The sequence below is a fragment of the Streptomyces sp. NPDC001796 genome (assembly GCF_042892355.1).
In the GTDB taxonomy this organism is placed as follows: Bacteria; Actinomycetota; Actinomycetes; order Streptomycetales; family Streptomycetaceae; genus Streptomyces.
Genome location: NZ_JBIAUC010000019.1, coordinates 78,164 through 92,892, shown reverse-complemented (window position 1 = coordinate 92,892; position 14,729 = coordinate 78,164). Strand labels below are relative to the sequence as shown.

General features: G+C 71.4%; 14 protein-coding genes. 9 read left to right on the top strand and 5 right to left on the bottom strand.

Annotation, left to right across the window (positions count from 1 at the left end):
* Positions 1-50: 50 nt before the first annotated feature.
* On the bottom strand, positions 51-1,385 hold the full coding sequence (locus ACFYZE_RS29315; protein WP_389000383.1) for an ABC transporter substrate-binding protein: 1,335 nt from the start codon (positions 1,383-1,385) through the stop codon (positions 51-53).
* Positions 1,386-1,502: 117 nt separating this feature from the next.
* Here ACFYZE_RS29315 and ACFYZE_RS29310 point away from each other — a divergent pair, with 117 nt between their 5' ends.
* Both ACFYZE_RS29310 and purU read left to right on the top strand, forming a co-directional pair.
* Positions 1,503-2,003 carry a hypothetical protein gene (locus ACFYZE_RS29310; RefSeq protein ID WP_200420883.1) on the top strand — a complete coding sequence of 167 codons (501 nt, stop codon included), beginning with the start codon at positions 1,503-1,505 and terminating at the stop codon, positions 2,001-2,003.
* Positions 2,004-2,115: 112 nt separating this feature from the next.
* Positions 2,116-2,997 (top strand): formyltetrahydrofolate deformylase, encoded by an 882-nt coding sequence (gene purU / locus ACFYZE_RS29305; RefSeq protein ID WP_389000380.1) that lies wholly within the window; start codon positions 2,116-2,118, stop codon positions 2,995-2,997.
* 12 nt (positions 2,998-3,009) lie between these two features.
* Here the strand turns inward: purU and ACFYZE_RS29300 are convergent, their stop codons facing one another.
* Entirely contained in the window at positions 3,010-4,176 is a 1,167-nt protein-coding gene (locus tag ACFYZE_RS29300) for a maleylpyruvate isomerase N-terminal domain-containing protein (RefSeq protein ID WP_389000447.1), read from the bottom strand.
* A 110-nt stretch (positions 4,177-4,286) separates the two neighbouring features.
* A complete protein-coding gene (locus ACFYZE_RS29295; RefSeq protein ID WP_389000377.1) occupies positions 4,287-4,868 on the bottom strand; it encodes a sigma-70 family RNA polymerase sigma factor in 582 nt (193 codons plus the stop codon).
* Positions 4,869-5,240: 372 nt separating this feature from the next.
* On the opposite strand from ACFYZE_RS29295, the gene ACFYZE_RS29290 reads away from it, so the two are divergent.
* On the top strand, positions 5,241-5,621 hold the full coding sequence (locus tag ACFYZE_RS29290; protein WP_389000374.1) for an STAS domain-containing protein: 381 nt from the start codon (positions 5,241-5,243) through the stop codon (positions 5,619-5,621).
* Positions 5,622-5,857: 236 nt separating this feature from the next.
* The gene (locus ACFYZE_RS29285; RefSeq protein ID WP_389000371.1) at positions 5,858-6,370 is read left to right on the top strand and encodes an EF-hand domain-containing protein; all 513 of its coding nucleotides are present in this window, start codon (positions 5,858-5,860) and stop codon (positions 6,368-6,370) included.
* Here the strand turns inward: ACFYZE_RS29285 and ACFYZE_RS29280 are convergent.
* Positions 6,354-7,883, bottom strand: a complete 1,530-nt coding sequence (locus ACFYZE_RS29280) for a class I adenylate-forming enzyme family protein (protein WP_389000368.1) — start codon at positions 7,881-7,883, stop codon at positions 6,354-6,356. The genes ACFYZE_RS29285 and ACFYZE_RS29280 overlap by 17 nt on opposite strands.
* An 89-nt stretch (positions 7,884-7,972) precedes the next feature.
* Here ACFYZE_RS29280 and ACFYZE_RS29275 point away from each other — a divergent pair, with 89 nt between their 5' ends.
* From ACFYZE_RS29275 to ACFYZE_RS29260, 4 genes are all read left to right on the top strand, one after another.
* Positions 7,973-9,169, top strand: coding sequence for an amidohydrolase family protein (locus ACFYZE_RS29275; protein ID WP_389000365.1), 1,197 nt, complete (start codon positions 7,973-7,975; stop codon positions 9,167-9,169).
* A complete protein-coding gene (locus ACFYZE_RS29270) occupies positions 9,169-10,302 on the top strand; it encodes an acyl-CoA dehydrogenase (RefSeq protein WP_389000362.1) in 1,134 nt (377 codons plus the stop codon). Before ACFYZE_RS29275 ends, ACFYZE_RS29270 begins: the two co-directional genes overlap by 1 nt.
* A 7-nt stretch (positions 10,303-10,309) precedes the next feature.
* Complete coding sequence (locus tag ACFYZE_RS29265; RefSeq protein WP_389000359.1) at positions 10,310-11,188, top strand: acyl-CoA dehydrogenase family protein; 879 nt, start codon at positions 10,310-10,312, stop codon at positions 11,186-11,188.
* 478 nt (positions 11,189-11,666) lie between these two features.
* Positions 11,667-12,155 (top strand): ATP-binding protein, encoded by a 489-nt coding sequence (locus tag ACFYZE_RS29260; RefSeq protein WP_389000356.1) that lies wholly within the window; start codon positions 11,667-11,669, stop codon positions 12,153-12,155.
* A 410-nt stretch (positions 12,156-12,565) separates the two neighbouring features.
* Here ACFYZE_RS29260 and ACFYZE_RS29255 read toward each other — a convergent pair whose 3' ends face one another.
* On the bottom strand, positions 12,566-13,492 hold the full coding sequence (locus tag ACFYZE_RS29255; protein WP_389000353.1) for a cyclase family protein: 927 nt from the start codon (positions 13,490-13,492) through the stop codon (positions 12,566-12,568).
* Between the two features lie 110 nt (positions 13,493-13,602).
* On the opposite strand from ACFYZE_RS29255, the gene ACFYZE_RS29250 reads away from it, so the two are divergent.
* The gene (locus tag ACFYZE_RS29250) at positions 13,603-14,502 is read left to right on the top strand and encodes an SDR family oxidoreductase (RefSeq protein WP_389000350.1); all 900 of its coding nucleotides are present in this window, start codon (positions 13,603-13,605) and stop codon (positions 14,500-14,502) included.
* The last annotated feature ends 227 nt before the right edge of the window (positions 14,503-14,729 follow it).

The window sequence follows — 14,729 nt, the reverse complement described above, 5'->3', positions numbered from 1 at the left end:
CACGGCGGTGCGCGCCGCCCGGTGAAGGGGGCGGCGCGCACCGGCACGCCTCACTCGCTGTCCGTGCTCTCCAGCGTCTTCGACACGTTCACGAAGCCCTTGCGCGCCGCCACCAGCCGCCCGTCGCGCACGACCTGGAAGGTCACGTCGGAGTTGATCAGGCGGGGGAAGCCGACGACCGCGGTCAGGTCCTGGAAGCGCCAGCGCAGCGTCGGGGTGAGGCCGCCCGTGTCGATCTTCAGGCCGTTGTCGAGGGCCATGCGGATCGTGCGGGCCGACACCTCGCCGTTGCCGAGCGACTCGACGACCTTCTTCAGGACCGTGTACGCGATCCACGTGGTCTGCACGCCCGCGTCCGCCGGATCGATCCGGTTGTCGTCGAAGGCCTGCTCCTTGATCACTTCCTTCATCTCGTTCCAGCGCGTGTCCGACGCCTCCGGGTACCAGCCGGTGACGTACGCGTCCTCGTAGGGGCCGGAGCCGCCGCCGGAGGAGTCGATCACCGACTGGTCCACGCTGCCGAGCACGGACGCGGTGCGCACCGGCCGGTAGTCGGCGCTCAGGCGGCGGAAGGAGTCCATGAAGGTCCCGGTGCGTTCGTCGAGCGCCGGGACCACGCACCCCTTCTTCCCGGGATCCGCCGTCGCCTCCTCCAGCGCCTGCCGTGCCTGGTCGTCGAGGGCGGTGGCGTCCTCGGCGGCGCGCACGTCGGCCACCGGCGCGTGGTGCGCCGCCTTCAGTCCGGCGTCGAGCAGGAGGGGAAGTGCGTCACCGGCCACCGTGTCGGGACGCACCAGCGCGACGCGGCCGCAGGTCCGGCCCAGCTCCTCGCCGAGGCCGGCCAGAAGTGCGGGCTGGCCGCCGTTGACGGGATAGGACAGCACGCTCTTGAACTCGTCGTCGGTCAGGCCGTAGCCGCCGATGTAGGGGATGCCCGCCGACTCCAGCGGGGAGAGGAAGGAGCTGGCGTACTGACTGTAGGAGCCGACGACCGCGGCGGCGTTCTCCTTCACGGCGAGCCGGGCGCATTTGGCGGCGTCCACGTAGTCGTTGTGGTCGTTGCAGGTCAGGACCTTGAGCTTGCGGCCGCCCAGGCCGCCGTGCGCGTTGACCCAACGTGCGTAGGCCTGCGCCATCGCCGGCATGCCCGGCTTGTTGGTCGCCGAGGTCTGGTCGGGTGCCCAGGTCATGACGGTCACGTGGTCGTCCCCGGAACCCCCCGTGGTACCGGGGACGACCCCGCAGGCGACCGCTATCGACGCAACTGCCACCAGCGCCCCCGCGGAGAGCAGGAAGGTCCTTACGCGGGGAGTCGCTTTTTCAGGGACGAGGCCCGGAACGCGGGGGCCGGTGGGGGAGGAGCTGGTGCGTCGCCTGCCGGTCATGGACACGCACGATTCCCTCACACCGCTAACCGTCCTGTCATCCCCGGTCAACGGAAGGTGACGACGAGGTGAATTGCGGGGTCCGATGATCCGTATTTCACAGGGAACGTACGATCGATGACCGTGCAAGCTCCGGAGAACTCTTCCCGTCGCGGTCGTCGCTCATCCACCATGGGCGGCATGCCACTCAACGACATGCCGTGGTGGCGCTGGCGCAGCAATGTGCGCTCCGCGCTGCACATGCTCTCCGATCCCGTCTTCCAGCGGGACGTCTGGCTGGCCGGTGTCGAGGGGTACGGCGACGTCACCGACGCCGTGTACCGCCTGGTCGAGGACACCTGGCTGGACAACTGGTCGGCCGAGAAATACGTCGGCACGATCTTCCGGGACTCGCAGGAGGCGGCCCTCGTCGACACGGCCGTCCTGCGTGTGCTGCGGATCATGCACCAGGTCGGGCCGGACGCGCCGGTGGACGCCTACCTCAATCACCAGGCGTGGCCGGAGGCGGTGCGGGCGGCACGGGACGCCCACGTACGGCTCTCCGTGGCCGACGGGGAGGACCCGGACGTGCCGCCGCGCACGCTCGAGGTGCTGCGGATCCTGACGAGGAGCGCGTAGGCCCTGTCGCCGGCGTGGGCGCCGGGGTCCGGCGTGGGCCCTGTCTCCGCCGACCGTCCGGGTTGCGGGACGGCGGTCCACGCCGGCCCTCGGACATGAGACCCTGGCGTGCATGAACGAGCAGTCCACCCGAGCCTCGGTCCCGGCCGACCAGTACGTCCTCACGCTCTCCTGCCCTGACAAGCAGGGCATCGTGCACGCCGTGTCGAGCTACCTGTTCATGACCGGCTGCAACATCGTCGACAGTCAGCAGTTCGGCGACCAGGACACGGGACTGTTCTTCATGCGGGTCCACTTCTCCGCCGAGGCCCCGGTGACCGTGGACAAGCTGCGCGCGAGCTTCGCGGCGATCGGTGACTCCTTCCAGATGGAATGGCAGATCCACCGGGCCGACGACAAGATGCGCGTCATCCTCATGGTCAGCAAGTTCGGCCACTGCCTGAACGACCTGCTCTTCCGTGCCCGGATCGGCGCGCTGCCCATCGAGATCGCGGCCGTGGTCTCCAACCACACCGACTTCGCCGAGCTGGTGGGCTCGTACAACATTCCCTTCCACCACATCCCGGTGACGAAGGACACCAAGTCGGACTCCGAGGCGCGACTGCTGGAGCTGGTGCGCGAGCTGGACGTCGAGCTGGTGGTCCTGGCCCGCTATATGCAGGTGCTCTCGGACGACCTGTGCAAGCAGCTCAGCGGCAGGATCATCAACATCCACCACTCCTTCCTGCCGAGCTTCAAGGGCGCCAAGCCCTACCACCAGGCCCACGCGCGCGGTGTGAAGCTGATCGGCGCGACCGCGCACTACGTGACGGCCGACCTCGACGAGGGTCCGATCATCGAGCAGGAGGTCGAGCGGGTCGGCCACGACGTCACCCCGGACCAGCTGGTGGCGACGGGGCGGGACGTGGAGTGCCAGGCGCTGGCACGCGCGGTGAAGTGGCACGCGGAGCGCCGCATCCTGCTGAACGGCCGCCGTACGGTGGTCTTCGCCTAGCGACCCTGACGTCTACATCCGGCTCAGGGACGCCGCCGCGAAGAGCACGTCGCTGATCGCCTCCCGGTCGCCGACCTGCCCCGCGGCCGCATCCTGCGGTGGGACATGGCCGGCGGCTAGGCGGCAGAACTCCACCCCGTCGAGCGCGACGTGCGCCACCTCGTGCTCGGGGGAGGCCACCGCACCGGGGGAGTCGAGCGGAATCAGCCACTCGCCGCCGCCCAGACCCTCGATCTCCAGACGCAGGCTGCGCCCGGGCTCTCCCGCCGGGACCAGGTGCCGGCCACCGCGCGGGGGCGCGGCGAGGCCGGCGCGCCGCCGCGCGGCCAGGGTCAGCGGCAGTATCCGTACCGCCAGGTCGAACATCTGGTGCAGGTGGCGCGGGGCCGGCGGGTCGTAGGGGTAGTCGACGGCGTTCGCGATGTCCTCCGCGTGCACCCAGCACTCGAAGGCCCGATCCAGCATCGCGTCGTGCAGCGACAGCCCGAAGGCGCCGTACGGCACCGGGACCGCCCCGCCGGTGTCTTCGGTGAGGGAGACCGCCCGGACCAGCTGGTGGGTCTGGTCGCGCCACGGGACGCGGACGGAGCGGGTCGGCGGGAAGTGGGAGGCGCGCCAGTACGCCTCCGTGCGCCCCTCGGGGCTGCCGTCGTCCCCGGCGGTGTCCCCCAGGGGGTCCTCCAGCCCGAGCGCCACCGCGACCAGGCCGTCGACGGAGAGCAGATGGGCGATGACCCCGGCCACGGTGGTGCGGCGGCTCGCCGGTGCCCTCCCGTCGAACCAGCGCAGCCTGACCGGGGTGTGCCACTCGGCGTCGCCGATGTCCTGCAGCAGGGCGTCCAGGCGCGCGGCCTCCGCGTCGTAGGGGGCCGCCCACTCCGGCACGGGGATGCGCGGCGGGCGCCGGTCGAGGCAACTCGCCAGGACACGGGTGCGCAGGGCGGGGTCGAGATCCAGACTCTCGGAACGCTGCAACAGCCCGACCGCCTTCCGCAGCCGCCGCGCCTCCTCCGCGCACGGGCCGCAGCCACCGAGGTGCGCGTCCACGGCGGCGGTCTCCTCCGCGGAACAGGCGGCCAGCGCCCAGGCCCCGAGCAGCGACTTCAGCACCCGGTGCTCGAGCGGGACCGCATCGGCCCCGGGCGCCGCGCCCCCACCGGCCAGCGGACCCCGGGCCACTTCGGACACCTCCCGCTCGCCGGCGCCGCCGGGTGCGCCCCGCCCGTCGTTCCCCTCGTACGCGCCGCCCCCCTCGAACTCCTCCCGCCCAAGGGAACGCTCCGCCCCGCTCACCACACACCCCCCGTTTCCGGAGGCGTGCCCGAGGGCCGCGTCTCATGGGCGGTGGCGAGGAGCTGGAGGCCGAGACGGAGCCGGCGGCGGGCCTCGTCCTCCGTGATGCCGAGGTCGGCGGCGGTCTGGCGGTAGTCCCGGCGCTGGAAGTAGGCCCGTTCCAGGGCGGCGCGCAGCGGTACCGGCATCGAGGTGACGATGTAGTCCGCGCGGGCCGCCACCGAGGCCTGGCGCACCCTGCGCTCCAGGTCCTCCGCCGTGCCCCGGCCGTCCCGCGCCAGTGCGGCGGTCTCGGTGGCGCGCAGCCGCTGGACGGCGAGCCGATGGGTCAGTGCGGCGACCCAGGTCCGCAGCGGCTCCCGCCTGGGGTCGTAGGACTCGGGGTTCTCCCAGACGTACGCGAACACCTCGCGTGTGACGGCGTCCGCCCCCTCCTCGTCCCCGAGCACCCGGTGCGCGAGGCCGTGCACCAGGGAGGCGAACCGGTCGTAGCACTCTCCGAGCGCGGCGGCCTCACCCCGGGCGAGCCGCTGCTGCATCCTGCGGTCCCACCGGGGCGGTGCGTCCTTCTTCGCCATGCGGCCCCCTCGTCCCCGGACGTGCCCTGCGCCCTGTTCCGGTTCAGCGTGCGCCCCCCGATGCCTTCGAATGTAGTCCGCACATCGGACAACGCACGCCCCTTTGTGGCAATGTGCGCCCCTCGGCGAGCCGCGGATGGTAGAAGCGGTCCCGCGCGGGAGCAGGCCGGAGGCGGGCGCCTACCCAGCCGACTACGGATCAGGCCTGAACGAACAAGACCGTTACCGATTGAATTGGCTCATCTACTACCCAGTTTCGATCGACAGTTCGGTGTTTCATAGATGGGCGTTCGGGCAGCTGCGCTCCAAAGGAAGCGAAGGGACCGCTTCCGTTTCACGGACGGCGCGGGCAGGCCCGGGCAGGCGGGAGGCATGGCGGTGACGCTCACAGTGACCGGCGAGAAGCACGGCGAGTGGACGGTGCTCCAAGTGACGGGCGAACTTGACCTGATGACGTCACCGCTGCTGCGCCAGCGGGTGCACGACGTGGTGGCGGACGGCCGCCACTGCCTCGTACTCGACCTCTCCCAAGTGGTCTTCTGCGACTCCAGCGGTGTCGGTGTGCTCGTCGCCGCACGCAGACTGATCCGCTCCTGCCGGGGCCGGCTCCGCATCGTCCTGCCCGGGCACGGCGCGCCCGAGGGCACACACGTCAACCGCGTCCTCGCCGCCCTCGGCGTCCGCCGTCTCTTCGACGTGCACCCGGACCTCGGCTCGGCCACCGACGACACCTCGCGGCCCCTGTCGGCCTGACCGTACGCCAAGCGCGCGACCCGACCCCACGCCACCGCCCGACCTGCCCACGGCACCCCTCGGTGTGAGCGCCGGCACACCCTGGTCAACGGAACGTCGCAGGACAGCCACACTGTTGTCCCGGAATTCCTGCGGTCTTGGTACAACCGCCGTTTTCCGGCTCCCCGCAGGCCCCCCGCGTCGTACGCTCCCTGCGAGAAACACCCCCGATGTGATGTGAGGCGGCCCGAAACACCATGGTCAGCACCGAGTACGAGCGCAGGATCGCCGCCCGGTTCGCCGGTTTCGACCAGGACGGCAACGGCTACATCGACCGCGCGGACTTCAGCGCGGCGGCCAAGGCGGTCCTCACCGAGTTCGGCACCGCGGCCAGGTCCGAGCAGGGGCAGGCCCTGTACGCCGGGGCTGAGGCGTTCTGGCAGGGCATGGCCGGGATAGCGGACCGGGACGGCGACCAGCGCATCACCCGCGAGGAGTTCGTGGGCGGGGCGGTGAAGCGGTTGCGGGACAACCCGGAGAGGTTCGCGGAGATCGCCCGTCCGTTCCTGCACGCGGCGCTCGCCGTGGCGGACGGCGACCGCGACGGCGCCGCCACGGTCGCGGAGACGGCCCGTGCCCTGACGGCCCTCGGCGCACCGGAGGAAGTGGCCCGGGCGGCGGCCGCGGCACTCGACGCGGACGGGGACGGCAAGGTCGGCGAGAGCGAGATCGTGTCCGCGTTCGCCCGGTACTTCACGGTCCCGGAGTAGTCCCCGAGGCCTCAGAGCCCGAATAGCGCTCCCGCAGCTCGTACTTGAGCACCTTCCGCAGGGTCTCCCCCCGCGGAAGGGCCTCCACCACCTCGAGCCGCTCCGGCAGCTTGTGCACGGACAGCCCCGCCGCCCGCAGGTAGGAGGTGACCGCCGGGAGCGTCAGCTCCTCGGCGCCCGGCGGCTGTTCGACCACCGCGCACACCAGCTCCCCGCGCACCTCGTCCGGGAGCCCGATCACCGCCACGTCCTGCACCGCGGGGTGCGTGTGCAGCAGGTCCTCGATCTCCCTGGCGGAGATGTTCTCCCCCTTGCGGATGATGACGTCCTTGCGGCGCCCGGTCAGCACCAGATGACCGCTGCCGGTCAGGTGGCCGAGGTCGCCGGTGCGCAGGAACCCCTCCTCGTCGAAGGCCTCCGCCGTCTGCGCCGGATCCAGATACCCCTGGCAGACGGCCTCTCCCCGCAGCCGTACCTCCCCGTCGACGATGCGGACCTCCATCCCCTCGGGCGGCCGCCCCTCCGTCGTCGCCAGGTTCTCGGGAGTGTCCCCGGGGTCCCCCATGGTGATCATCGGGACCTCGGTCATGCCGTACCCGTGGGTCAGCTGTACGCCCATCTCGCGGGCCACGGAGTGATACAGCTCGGGCGGCTTGGGGGCGCCGCCGCCCGCGAGGAGCCGGAGCGAGCGGATCAGCTTCCGGCCCGGCTGTCTGCGTTGCTCGGCCAGGAACATCGAGTAGAACGCCGTCGAGCCGCCCGCCACCGTCACCCCGTGCCGCCGGTACTCCGCCAGCGCCCGAGGGAGCGCGAAGTGCTCGAACATCACGGCCGGGAAGCCGTACAGCAGGAGCATCACCGTGTAGTCGGGGCCCGCTATGTGGGCGTACGGAAAGGCCATGGAGCCGACGTCGTCCGGGGTCAGGCGCAGGGCGTGGGCCAGGCAGGAGCCGCCCGCGATCAGCGAGCGGTCGGTGTGCAGGACTCCCTTGGGGGCGGAGGTGGTGCCCGAGGTCCAGTAGATCCAGCGGACCGAGGTGCCCTCGGCGGGCGGGGCGGGGAGCGTCGACGGGTCGCCGTCCGGCAGGTCGTCGTACGCCTCGAAGACGCCTTTCGCGCCCAGCCGGCGGGCCATCTCCGTGTGGTCGTGTCCGCGCCAGACGCCCGGCACCGCGAAGAACTCCGCCTTGGACTCGCACAGCGCGAAGCCGACCTCGCGGTCCCGGTAGTAGGGGATCACCGGGGACTGGACGGCGCCCAGGCGGGCCAGCGCGAAGGACAGCAGGGCGGTCTCGATGCGGGTGGGCAGCTGCCAGGCGACCACCGTGCCGGGGCGTACGCCCATGCGGTACAGGCCGGCCGCCACGCGCTCGGCGCGGGTGCGCAGGTCGCCGAAGGTGAGAACCCGGTCCTCCTGGAGCAGGACCGGACGGCCGGGGGTGAGGCCGGCGCGGCGCTCGACCAGTTCCCACAGCGTGCGGGCGGAACTCAGGGCGTGCGGGGTCTCGTTCACGGCCGGCCCCTCTGCTTGGCTGACGACTCGTCAGATGACATGCTATCTGACGATCCATCAGATGAGAGCCGGTCCGGCGGAGGGGAACCATGGCGAGTGAACTGCCCCGCATCATCAGCGTCGACGACCACGTGATCGAGCCCGCGCACCTCTTCGAGACCTGGCTGCCGGCCAAGTACCGGGACCGGGGCCCGCAGCCGCTGACCGCCGGGATCGGCGAACTGGTTTACGTCGGCGGGAAGTACCAGATCACCATGGACCCGGAGGGGCCGCCGACGGACTGGTGGATCTACGAGGACCTGAAGTTCCCCTACAAGCGGAACATCGCCGCCGTCGGCTTCGACCGTGACGAGATGACCCTGGAGGGGATCACCAGGGAGCAGATGCGGCGCGGGTGCTGGGACCCCGAGGCCCGCCTGGAGGACATGGACCTCAACCACGTCGAGGCCAGCCTCTGCTTCCCGACCTTCCCGCGCTTCTGCGGTCAGACCTTCGCCGAGGCGCACGACAAGGAGGTCGCCCTGGCCTGTGTCCGCGCCTACAACGACTGGATGGTCGAGGAGTGGTGCGGCGACAGCGGTGGCCGGCTCATCCCGCTGTGCCTGATCCCCCTGTGGGACATCGGCCTCGCGGTCGCCGAGATCCGGCGCAACGCCGGCCGGGGGGTCCGGGCCGTCACCTTCTCCGAGATCCCCACCCACCTCGGCCTGCCCTCCATCCACTCCGGCTACTGGGACCCGTTCTTCGCCGTCTGCCAGGAGACCGGGACGGTGGTCAACATGCACATCGGCAGCAGTTCGCAGATGCCCGCCGCCTCGCCCGACGCGCCTCCTGCCGTCCAGGCCTCGCTCAGCTTCAACAACGCGATGGCCTCGATGATGGACTACCTGTTCAGCGGGGTCCTGGTGAGGTTCCCACGCCTCAAGCTCGCCTACTCGGAGGGACAGATGGGCTGGATCCCGTACGCCCTGGAACGCGCCGACGACGTCTGGGAGGAGCACCGCGCCTGGGGCGGTGTCCGCGACCTGGTCCCCGAGCCGCCGTCGACGTACTACCGCCGGCAGATCTTCTGCTGCTTCTTCCGCGACAAGCACGGCGTCGCGTCGCTCGACGTGGTCGGCCGAGACAACGCCACCTTCGAGACCGACTACCCGCACGTCGACTCGACCTTCCCGCACACCAGGGAGGTCGCCCTCGACCATGTCAAGGGCCTGGACGACGAGACGGTGTACAAGCTGATGCGGGGCAACGCGATCCGCATGCTGGACCTGGACCTCGACCGCTGATGGACCTGTCCTGCACCCCGGAGGAAGAGGAGTTCCGGGCCCGGCTGCGGGAGTGGCTCGCCAAGGTGCTCCCCACCCTGCCGCCCAAACCGTCCCCGGACGACTGGCCCGGGCGGCGCGCCTACGACCTCGGGTGGCAGCGCGTGCTGTACGACGCCGGGTACGCCGACGTCCACTGGGACGCCTCCCCGACCGTGCGGCTGATCTTCCTCGAGGAGACCGAGAAGGCGGGCGCGCCCTATGTGGGGGCCAACTTCGTCGGGCTGCTGCACGCCGGGCCCACCATCGCCGCCGAGGGCACTCCAGGGCAGCGGGAGCGCTGGCTGCCGCCGATCCTGCGCGGGGACGAGGTGTGGTGCCAGGGGTTCAGCGAGCCGGACGCCGGGTCCGACCTCGCCGCGCTGCGCACGCGCGCGTGGCGGGACGGCGACGACTACGTGGTGAGCGGATCCAAGGTCTGGACCTCCCACGCGTTGGTCGCCGACTGGTGCGAACTGCTGGTGCGCACCGACCCCGACGCGCCGAAGCACCGGGGCATCACCTGGCTGGCGATGCCCATGGACGCACCGGGCGTCACCGTACGGCCGCTGCGGACGCTCGCCGGGTCCGAGGAGTTCGCGGAGGTGTTCCTCGACGAGGTGCGCGTGCCGGTCGTCAACCGGGTCGGCGCGGAGAACGACGGCTGGCGCGTGACCATGGTGACGCTGTCCTTCGAACGCGGCACCGCGTTCGTGGGGGAGGTGGTGGCCTGCCGCCGCGTGCTCGGCGAACTCGCCCGCCGGGCACAGGCGAACGGCCGCTGGGACGACCCCTGCCTGCGGCGGAGGCTGGGGCGGCTGAACGCCGAGTTCCGTGCCCTGTGGCGGCTCACGCAGTGGAACGTGAGCGAGGCGGAGCAGACGGGAGGGATTCCGGGCGTGGGCGGCTCGGTCTTCAAGCTGCGGTATTCGCACGCGCGTCAGGAGCTGTACGACGCAGCCGCCGAGGTCCTGGGCCCCGAGTCCCTGGACCTCGGCCGCCCATGGGTCCTGGACCGGCTGTCGTCCCTGTCGTACACGATCGCGGCCGGCACCTCGCAGATCCAGCGGAACATCGTGGCCGAACGCATCCTCGGCCTGCCGAAGGGACGGTGACGCGGACGTGCACTTCCAGCCGACCGACGACCAGCGGGTGTTGCGGGCAGCTGTGCGCGGTCTGCTCCAGCGCCGCTTCGGCCGGGAGGTGCTGAGGGCCGCCGTGGACCGGCCCGGCGCGCTCGACCGTGGGCTGTGGCGGGAACTGGGCGAGTCGGGCTTCTTCGCGCTGCGGTTGCCGGAGGCGGACGGCGGGGCCGGACTCGGCCTGCCGGAGGCGGTTCTGCTCTTCGAGGAGGCCGGCCGGGCGCTGCTGCCCGGCCCGCTGGTGGCCACCCACCTCGCGGCGGGCGAGGTGCCGGGCGCGGCGAGCGGGCGGACGGTGGTCACGGCGGTGTACGGCGGGCTGGTGGAGTGGCTGGGGGAGGCGGACGTCATCCGTGGCGACGCGACCGGAGCCGCACCACTGGCGTCGGTGGACCCGCTGACCCCCCTGCACCGGGTCGCCCGGGCCGCCGGGCCCCCGGACCCCGTCGCCGTCCTCCTCACCGCCGCCGAACAGCTCGGCGGCGCCGCGCGGACCTGCGAGCTGGCGGTGCGGCACGCGCGGACCCGCGAGCAGTTCGGTCAACCGATCGGGGCCTTCCAGGCGGTCAAACACCTGTGCGCTGAGAGCCTGGTGCGGGTGGAGACGGCCCGTGCCGCGGTGTACGCCGCCGCCGTCACCGCCGACCCCCTCGACATCGCCGCGGCCCGTCTGCTCGCCGACGAGGCGGCCGTTCGCTGCGCCCGCGACTGCCTCCAGGTGCACGGCGGTATGGGCTTCACATGGGAGGCGGAGGTGCACCTGTACCTGAAGCGAGCGTGGGTACGGACCCAGCGTATGGGTTCGAGTGCGGAGAGTGAGGAAAAGCTGGCTGGGGAACTGCTTTCAGGGGTGAGCTGAAAGGCCCTGAGCAGGGCTTATTCGGTGCGTCCGGACCTGAATGTCGCGGATTGTGGCAATCCGTAATCACGGAGCGTTGATACCGGGTTGTGTCCTACGCGTGACTTGTCACGGGGTGGAGTCGCGGGAGGGCTCCGGTACCTTGTGTGGGATGCGAGCGGTTCTGAGCCCGATCCACCACGGTGCGGCCCCTGGGGCGGCGCCGGATCCGGCGATGTGTGCCGTTCGTGAGGCAGGGCGGCTCGTCGTGCCTGCCTGTTCGACTCACCGTGGCAAGCGTCGCACAGTATGGCGTACGCGTACTCCTTCGCGCTGGAATATGCCCGAAGCGCTTGTTGGGGTGACTGTACGTCAACCATGCTGTCGTGCAAGGGAATCACGGTCCGTGATCCTGGTTCCTGCCATGCAGACGATGACCACGATCGTGGCCCTTGCGAGGTGCGAGGCGATGTGTCCGCCGGTTCGGATGGTGTGAGCGGTGCAGGTGCTTCAAGTGCAGCTGGAGATCCGGCCCGACCCCGCTGAAGTGGGTCGGGCCCGGCGGTGGGCGCGCTCGCGTCTTACCGGGTCGGGCATAGCGGCGGACGAACCGCTGGCCGAGACGCTGATCCTGCTCGTCTCGGAACTGGTCACCAATGCCGTGGTGCACACCGGTTGCCCCGCTGTGCTGCGCCTGCTGCTGACCGGCGCCTGTGACGGCCCCTCCGATGCCCCCGCGGGGACCGTCCGTCTGGAGGTCGCCGACCGCAGCGCCTGCCCGCCGCAGCCCCGGCACGCGGGGGGCGAGGAGACCGGGGGCCGTGGCCTGGAGCTGGTCGACGGGCTCGCCGACCGCTGGGGCTGGGACGCCGAGGGTGCGGGCAAGCGCATCTGGTGCGAGGTGGACCGCTGTACCGCGCCGGCCGAGGACGGGGCGACGGTGTGCGGCGCGAAGGCGGCACCTCGCTTCGCGTATGGCGTGGTGTGACGGGACCCTACGGCGGGGTGTGAGCGGACCGGACCGGGCGTCCGCCCGGGGGAGCGCCGGTGCATGCGCCTGGGTGCGGGCGGCTCGGCGGTCGTACGGGCATGGCTGCCTGGAGTGGATCGTGGATGAGTGCGCCGGGGTCTGCTTCCGTACGCGCCGTCACAAGAACGGCAAACGTGAGGAATCGCCGAGGGCCTGTTGACGCCGTGTGTCTGTTTGATCACGCTTGTGTTCGGCGATCCGTCGTGAGGGGACGCCGAGGACTCGGGTGACGGGAGCCCTCGACGAGTGCGGATCGTGCTTCGGCGCCGGCTCCTGCGGGGTCGGGCGGCCCGGGGGGACCGTCCGGGGGTGGGTGGAGATGCCGAACGGGCCGGCGGCGCGCCGCCGGCCCGTTCGGCATCTCCGGCTCACAGGACGGCCACCGGGGCCACGGGGCTTCCGGTGCCGCCGACGAACGGTTCGGGTGTCGCGGACAGCAGGAAGGCGTAGCGCCCCTCTTCTCCACAGGCTGTGGACAACTCCTCGAGGTTCCAGTTCTGCCCCTGCGGCATACCCATCTCCACGAGATGGAGGGCGTGCACGGGCAGCCATAGATCCTCGATCTCGGGGGGAAAGACCTCGAAGGTGAGCGTGTCGTTCGCGACCGCCGCCACATCGCGCGCGTGGAACCACTCCGGGGTCCGCACCGACAGCCCCGGCGACGGATAACCGTAGGCCTGTTTGTCGCCCGAGAGATAGGTGCGGATCTGCCCGGTCCGTACGAGGACGATGTCACCCGCCCGCACCCGCGTACCGGCGAACTCCTCGGCCGCGTCCAGGTCCTCCGGCGTGACGGTGTACGAACCCTCGAGCCGCTCCCGGCCGAGCGCCCGGGGGATGTCGAGGAGCACCCCCCGGGAGACGATGTGCCGCGGTTTGTCGATCCCGCTGAACGCGGCGCCGCCGTGTGGTGTCACCGTTGCGGCCGGACGGCCGTTGTAGAGCTTCCCGGAGTGCGAGACGTGCGGGAGCGCGTCCCAGTGCGTGGCCGCCTGAAGGCCCATGGTCACGGCGTCGTCGCTGCACGCCACCGTGCCCGGGCCGAAGATCTCCTGGTTGATCTGCACCATCACGTGCAACGGATTGACCCGCCCCGCGATGACGCCGGTCTGCACTCCGTCCTGCCGGAGCGGAAGGGCGAGCGGTACCCGCCGCCCACTGCGCACACAGGCGGCGGCCTCGCGCACCACCTGGTCGGTGACGAGGTTCAGCGTCCCGATCTCGTCCTCCGCGCCCCAGCGCCCCCAGTTGTTCACGCGTCTTGCGATCTCGTGGAACTCGGCGGGCAGTGACATCGGCCCTCCCGGGGGCTTGTCCCGGAGTATCTGACGACCCGTAAAATCCGACTGCGAGAGAATCTAACGGATCGTCAGAAACCCTGGAAGGGGAAGAGGAGGGGCTGAGCATGGCGGACTTCCTGGCGGGCAGGGTCGTCGCGGTGACGGGCGGGGGCCGGGGCATCGGACGGGCGGTGGCGCTGGCCGCGGCGGCGGAGGGGGCTCGGGTCGTCGTCAACGACTACGGGGTCCTGGTGGACGGCGCCTCGCCCACGAGCGAGGTGGCCGACGCCGTGGTCAAGGAGATCGAGGCGGCGGGCGGGGAGGCCGTCGCGGTCGCCGACGACGTCTCGACCATGGCGGGCGGGCAGCGGGTGGTGGACCAGGCGCTCTCGGCGTACGGCCGCCTGGACGGGGTGGTGTGCGTGGCGGGCATCCTGCGCGAACGGATGCTGTTCAACATGACCGAGCAGGAGTGGGACCCGGTGCTCGCCACGCACCTCAAGGGCACGTTCACGGTGTTCCGCGCGGCGTCGGCGGTGATGCGGAAGCAGCGCTCGGGCACGCTGATCGGTTTCACGAGCGGCAACCACCAGGGCTCGGTGTCGCAGGCCAACTACAGCGCGGCGAAGGGCGGCGTCATCTCGCTGGTGCGCAGCGCGGCCCTGGGCCTGCACAAGTACGGGGTGACGGCGAACGCGGTGGCCCCCGTCGCCCGTACCCGAATGTCGGCGAACGTCCCCATGGAGCTGAAGGAGATCGGCGACCCCGAGGACGTGGCGGCGCTGGTGGTGTACCTCCTGTCCGACCGCGCGAAGGAGGAGGGCATCACGGGCCAGGTGTACACGATCGCGGGCCGGAAACTGGCGGTCTGGGCACAGCCGAGGGAACTGAGGGCGGCCTACGCGGAGGGCGCGTGGACCCCGGAGAGGATCGCGGACTTCCTGCCCGGAACGGTGGGGGCGGATCCGATGCCGCTGCTGGAGCAGGTGGCGGCGATGGAGAGGGCGGCACACCGCGGCCGCTGAGCCCGGCGGTTCGCGACGGCGTTCGAGACGGAGCTCGGGACTGCGAGTACGTCGGCGGCTGCGGGTGGTGTGTGGCTGGTCGCGCCGTTCCCCGCGCCCCTTTCGGGGCGGGCGCAGCCCGGCCGTTCAAGCCCATCTGGGGGCCCCGCTCGTGGAGCCCGGGGCGAGTTGGAGGACGAGGCCGTTCAGGCCGAGGCGCGGGTCTGGGGCGCAGCCCCCACGGCCGG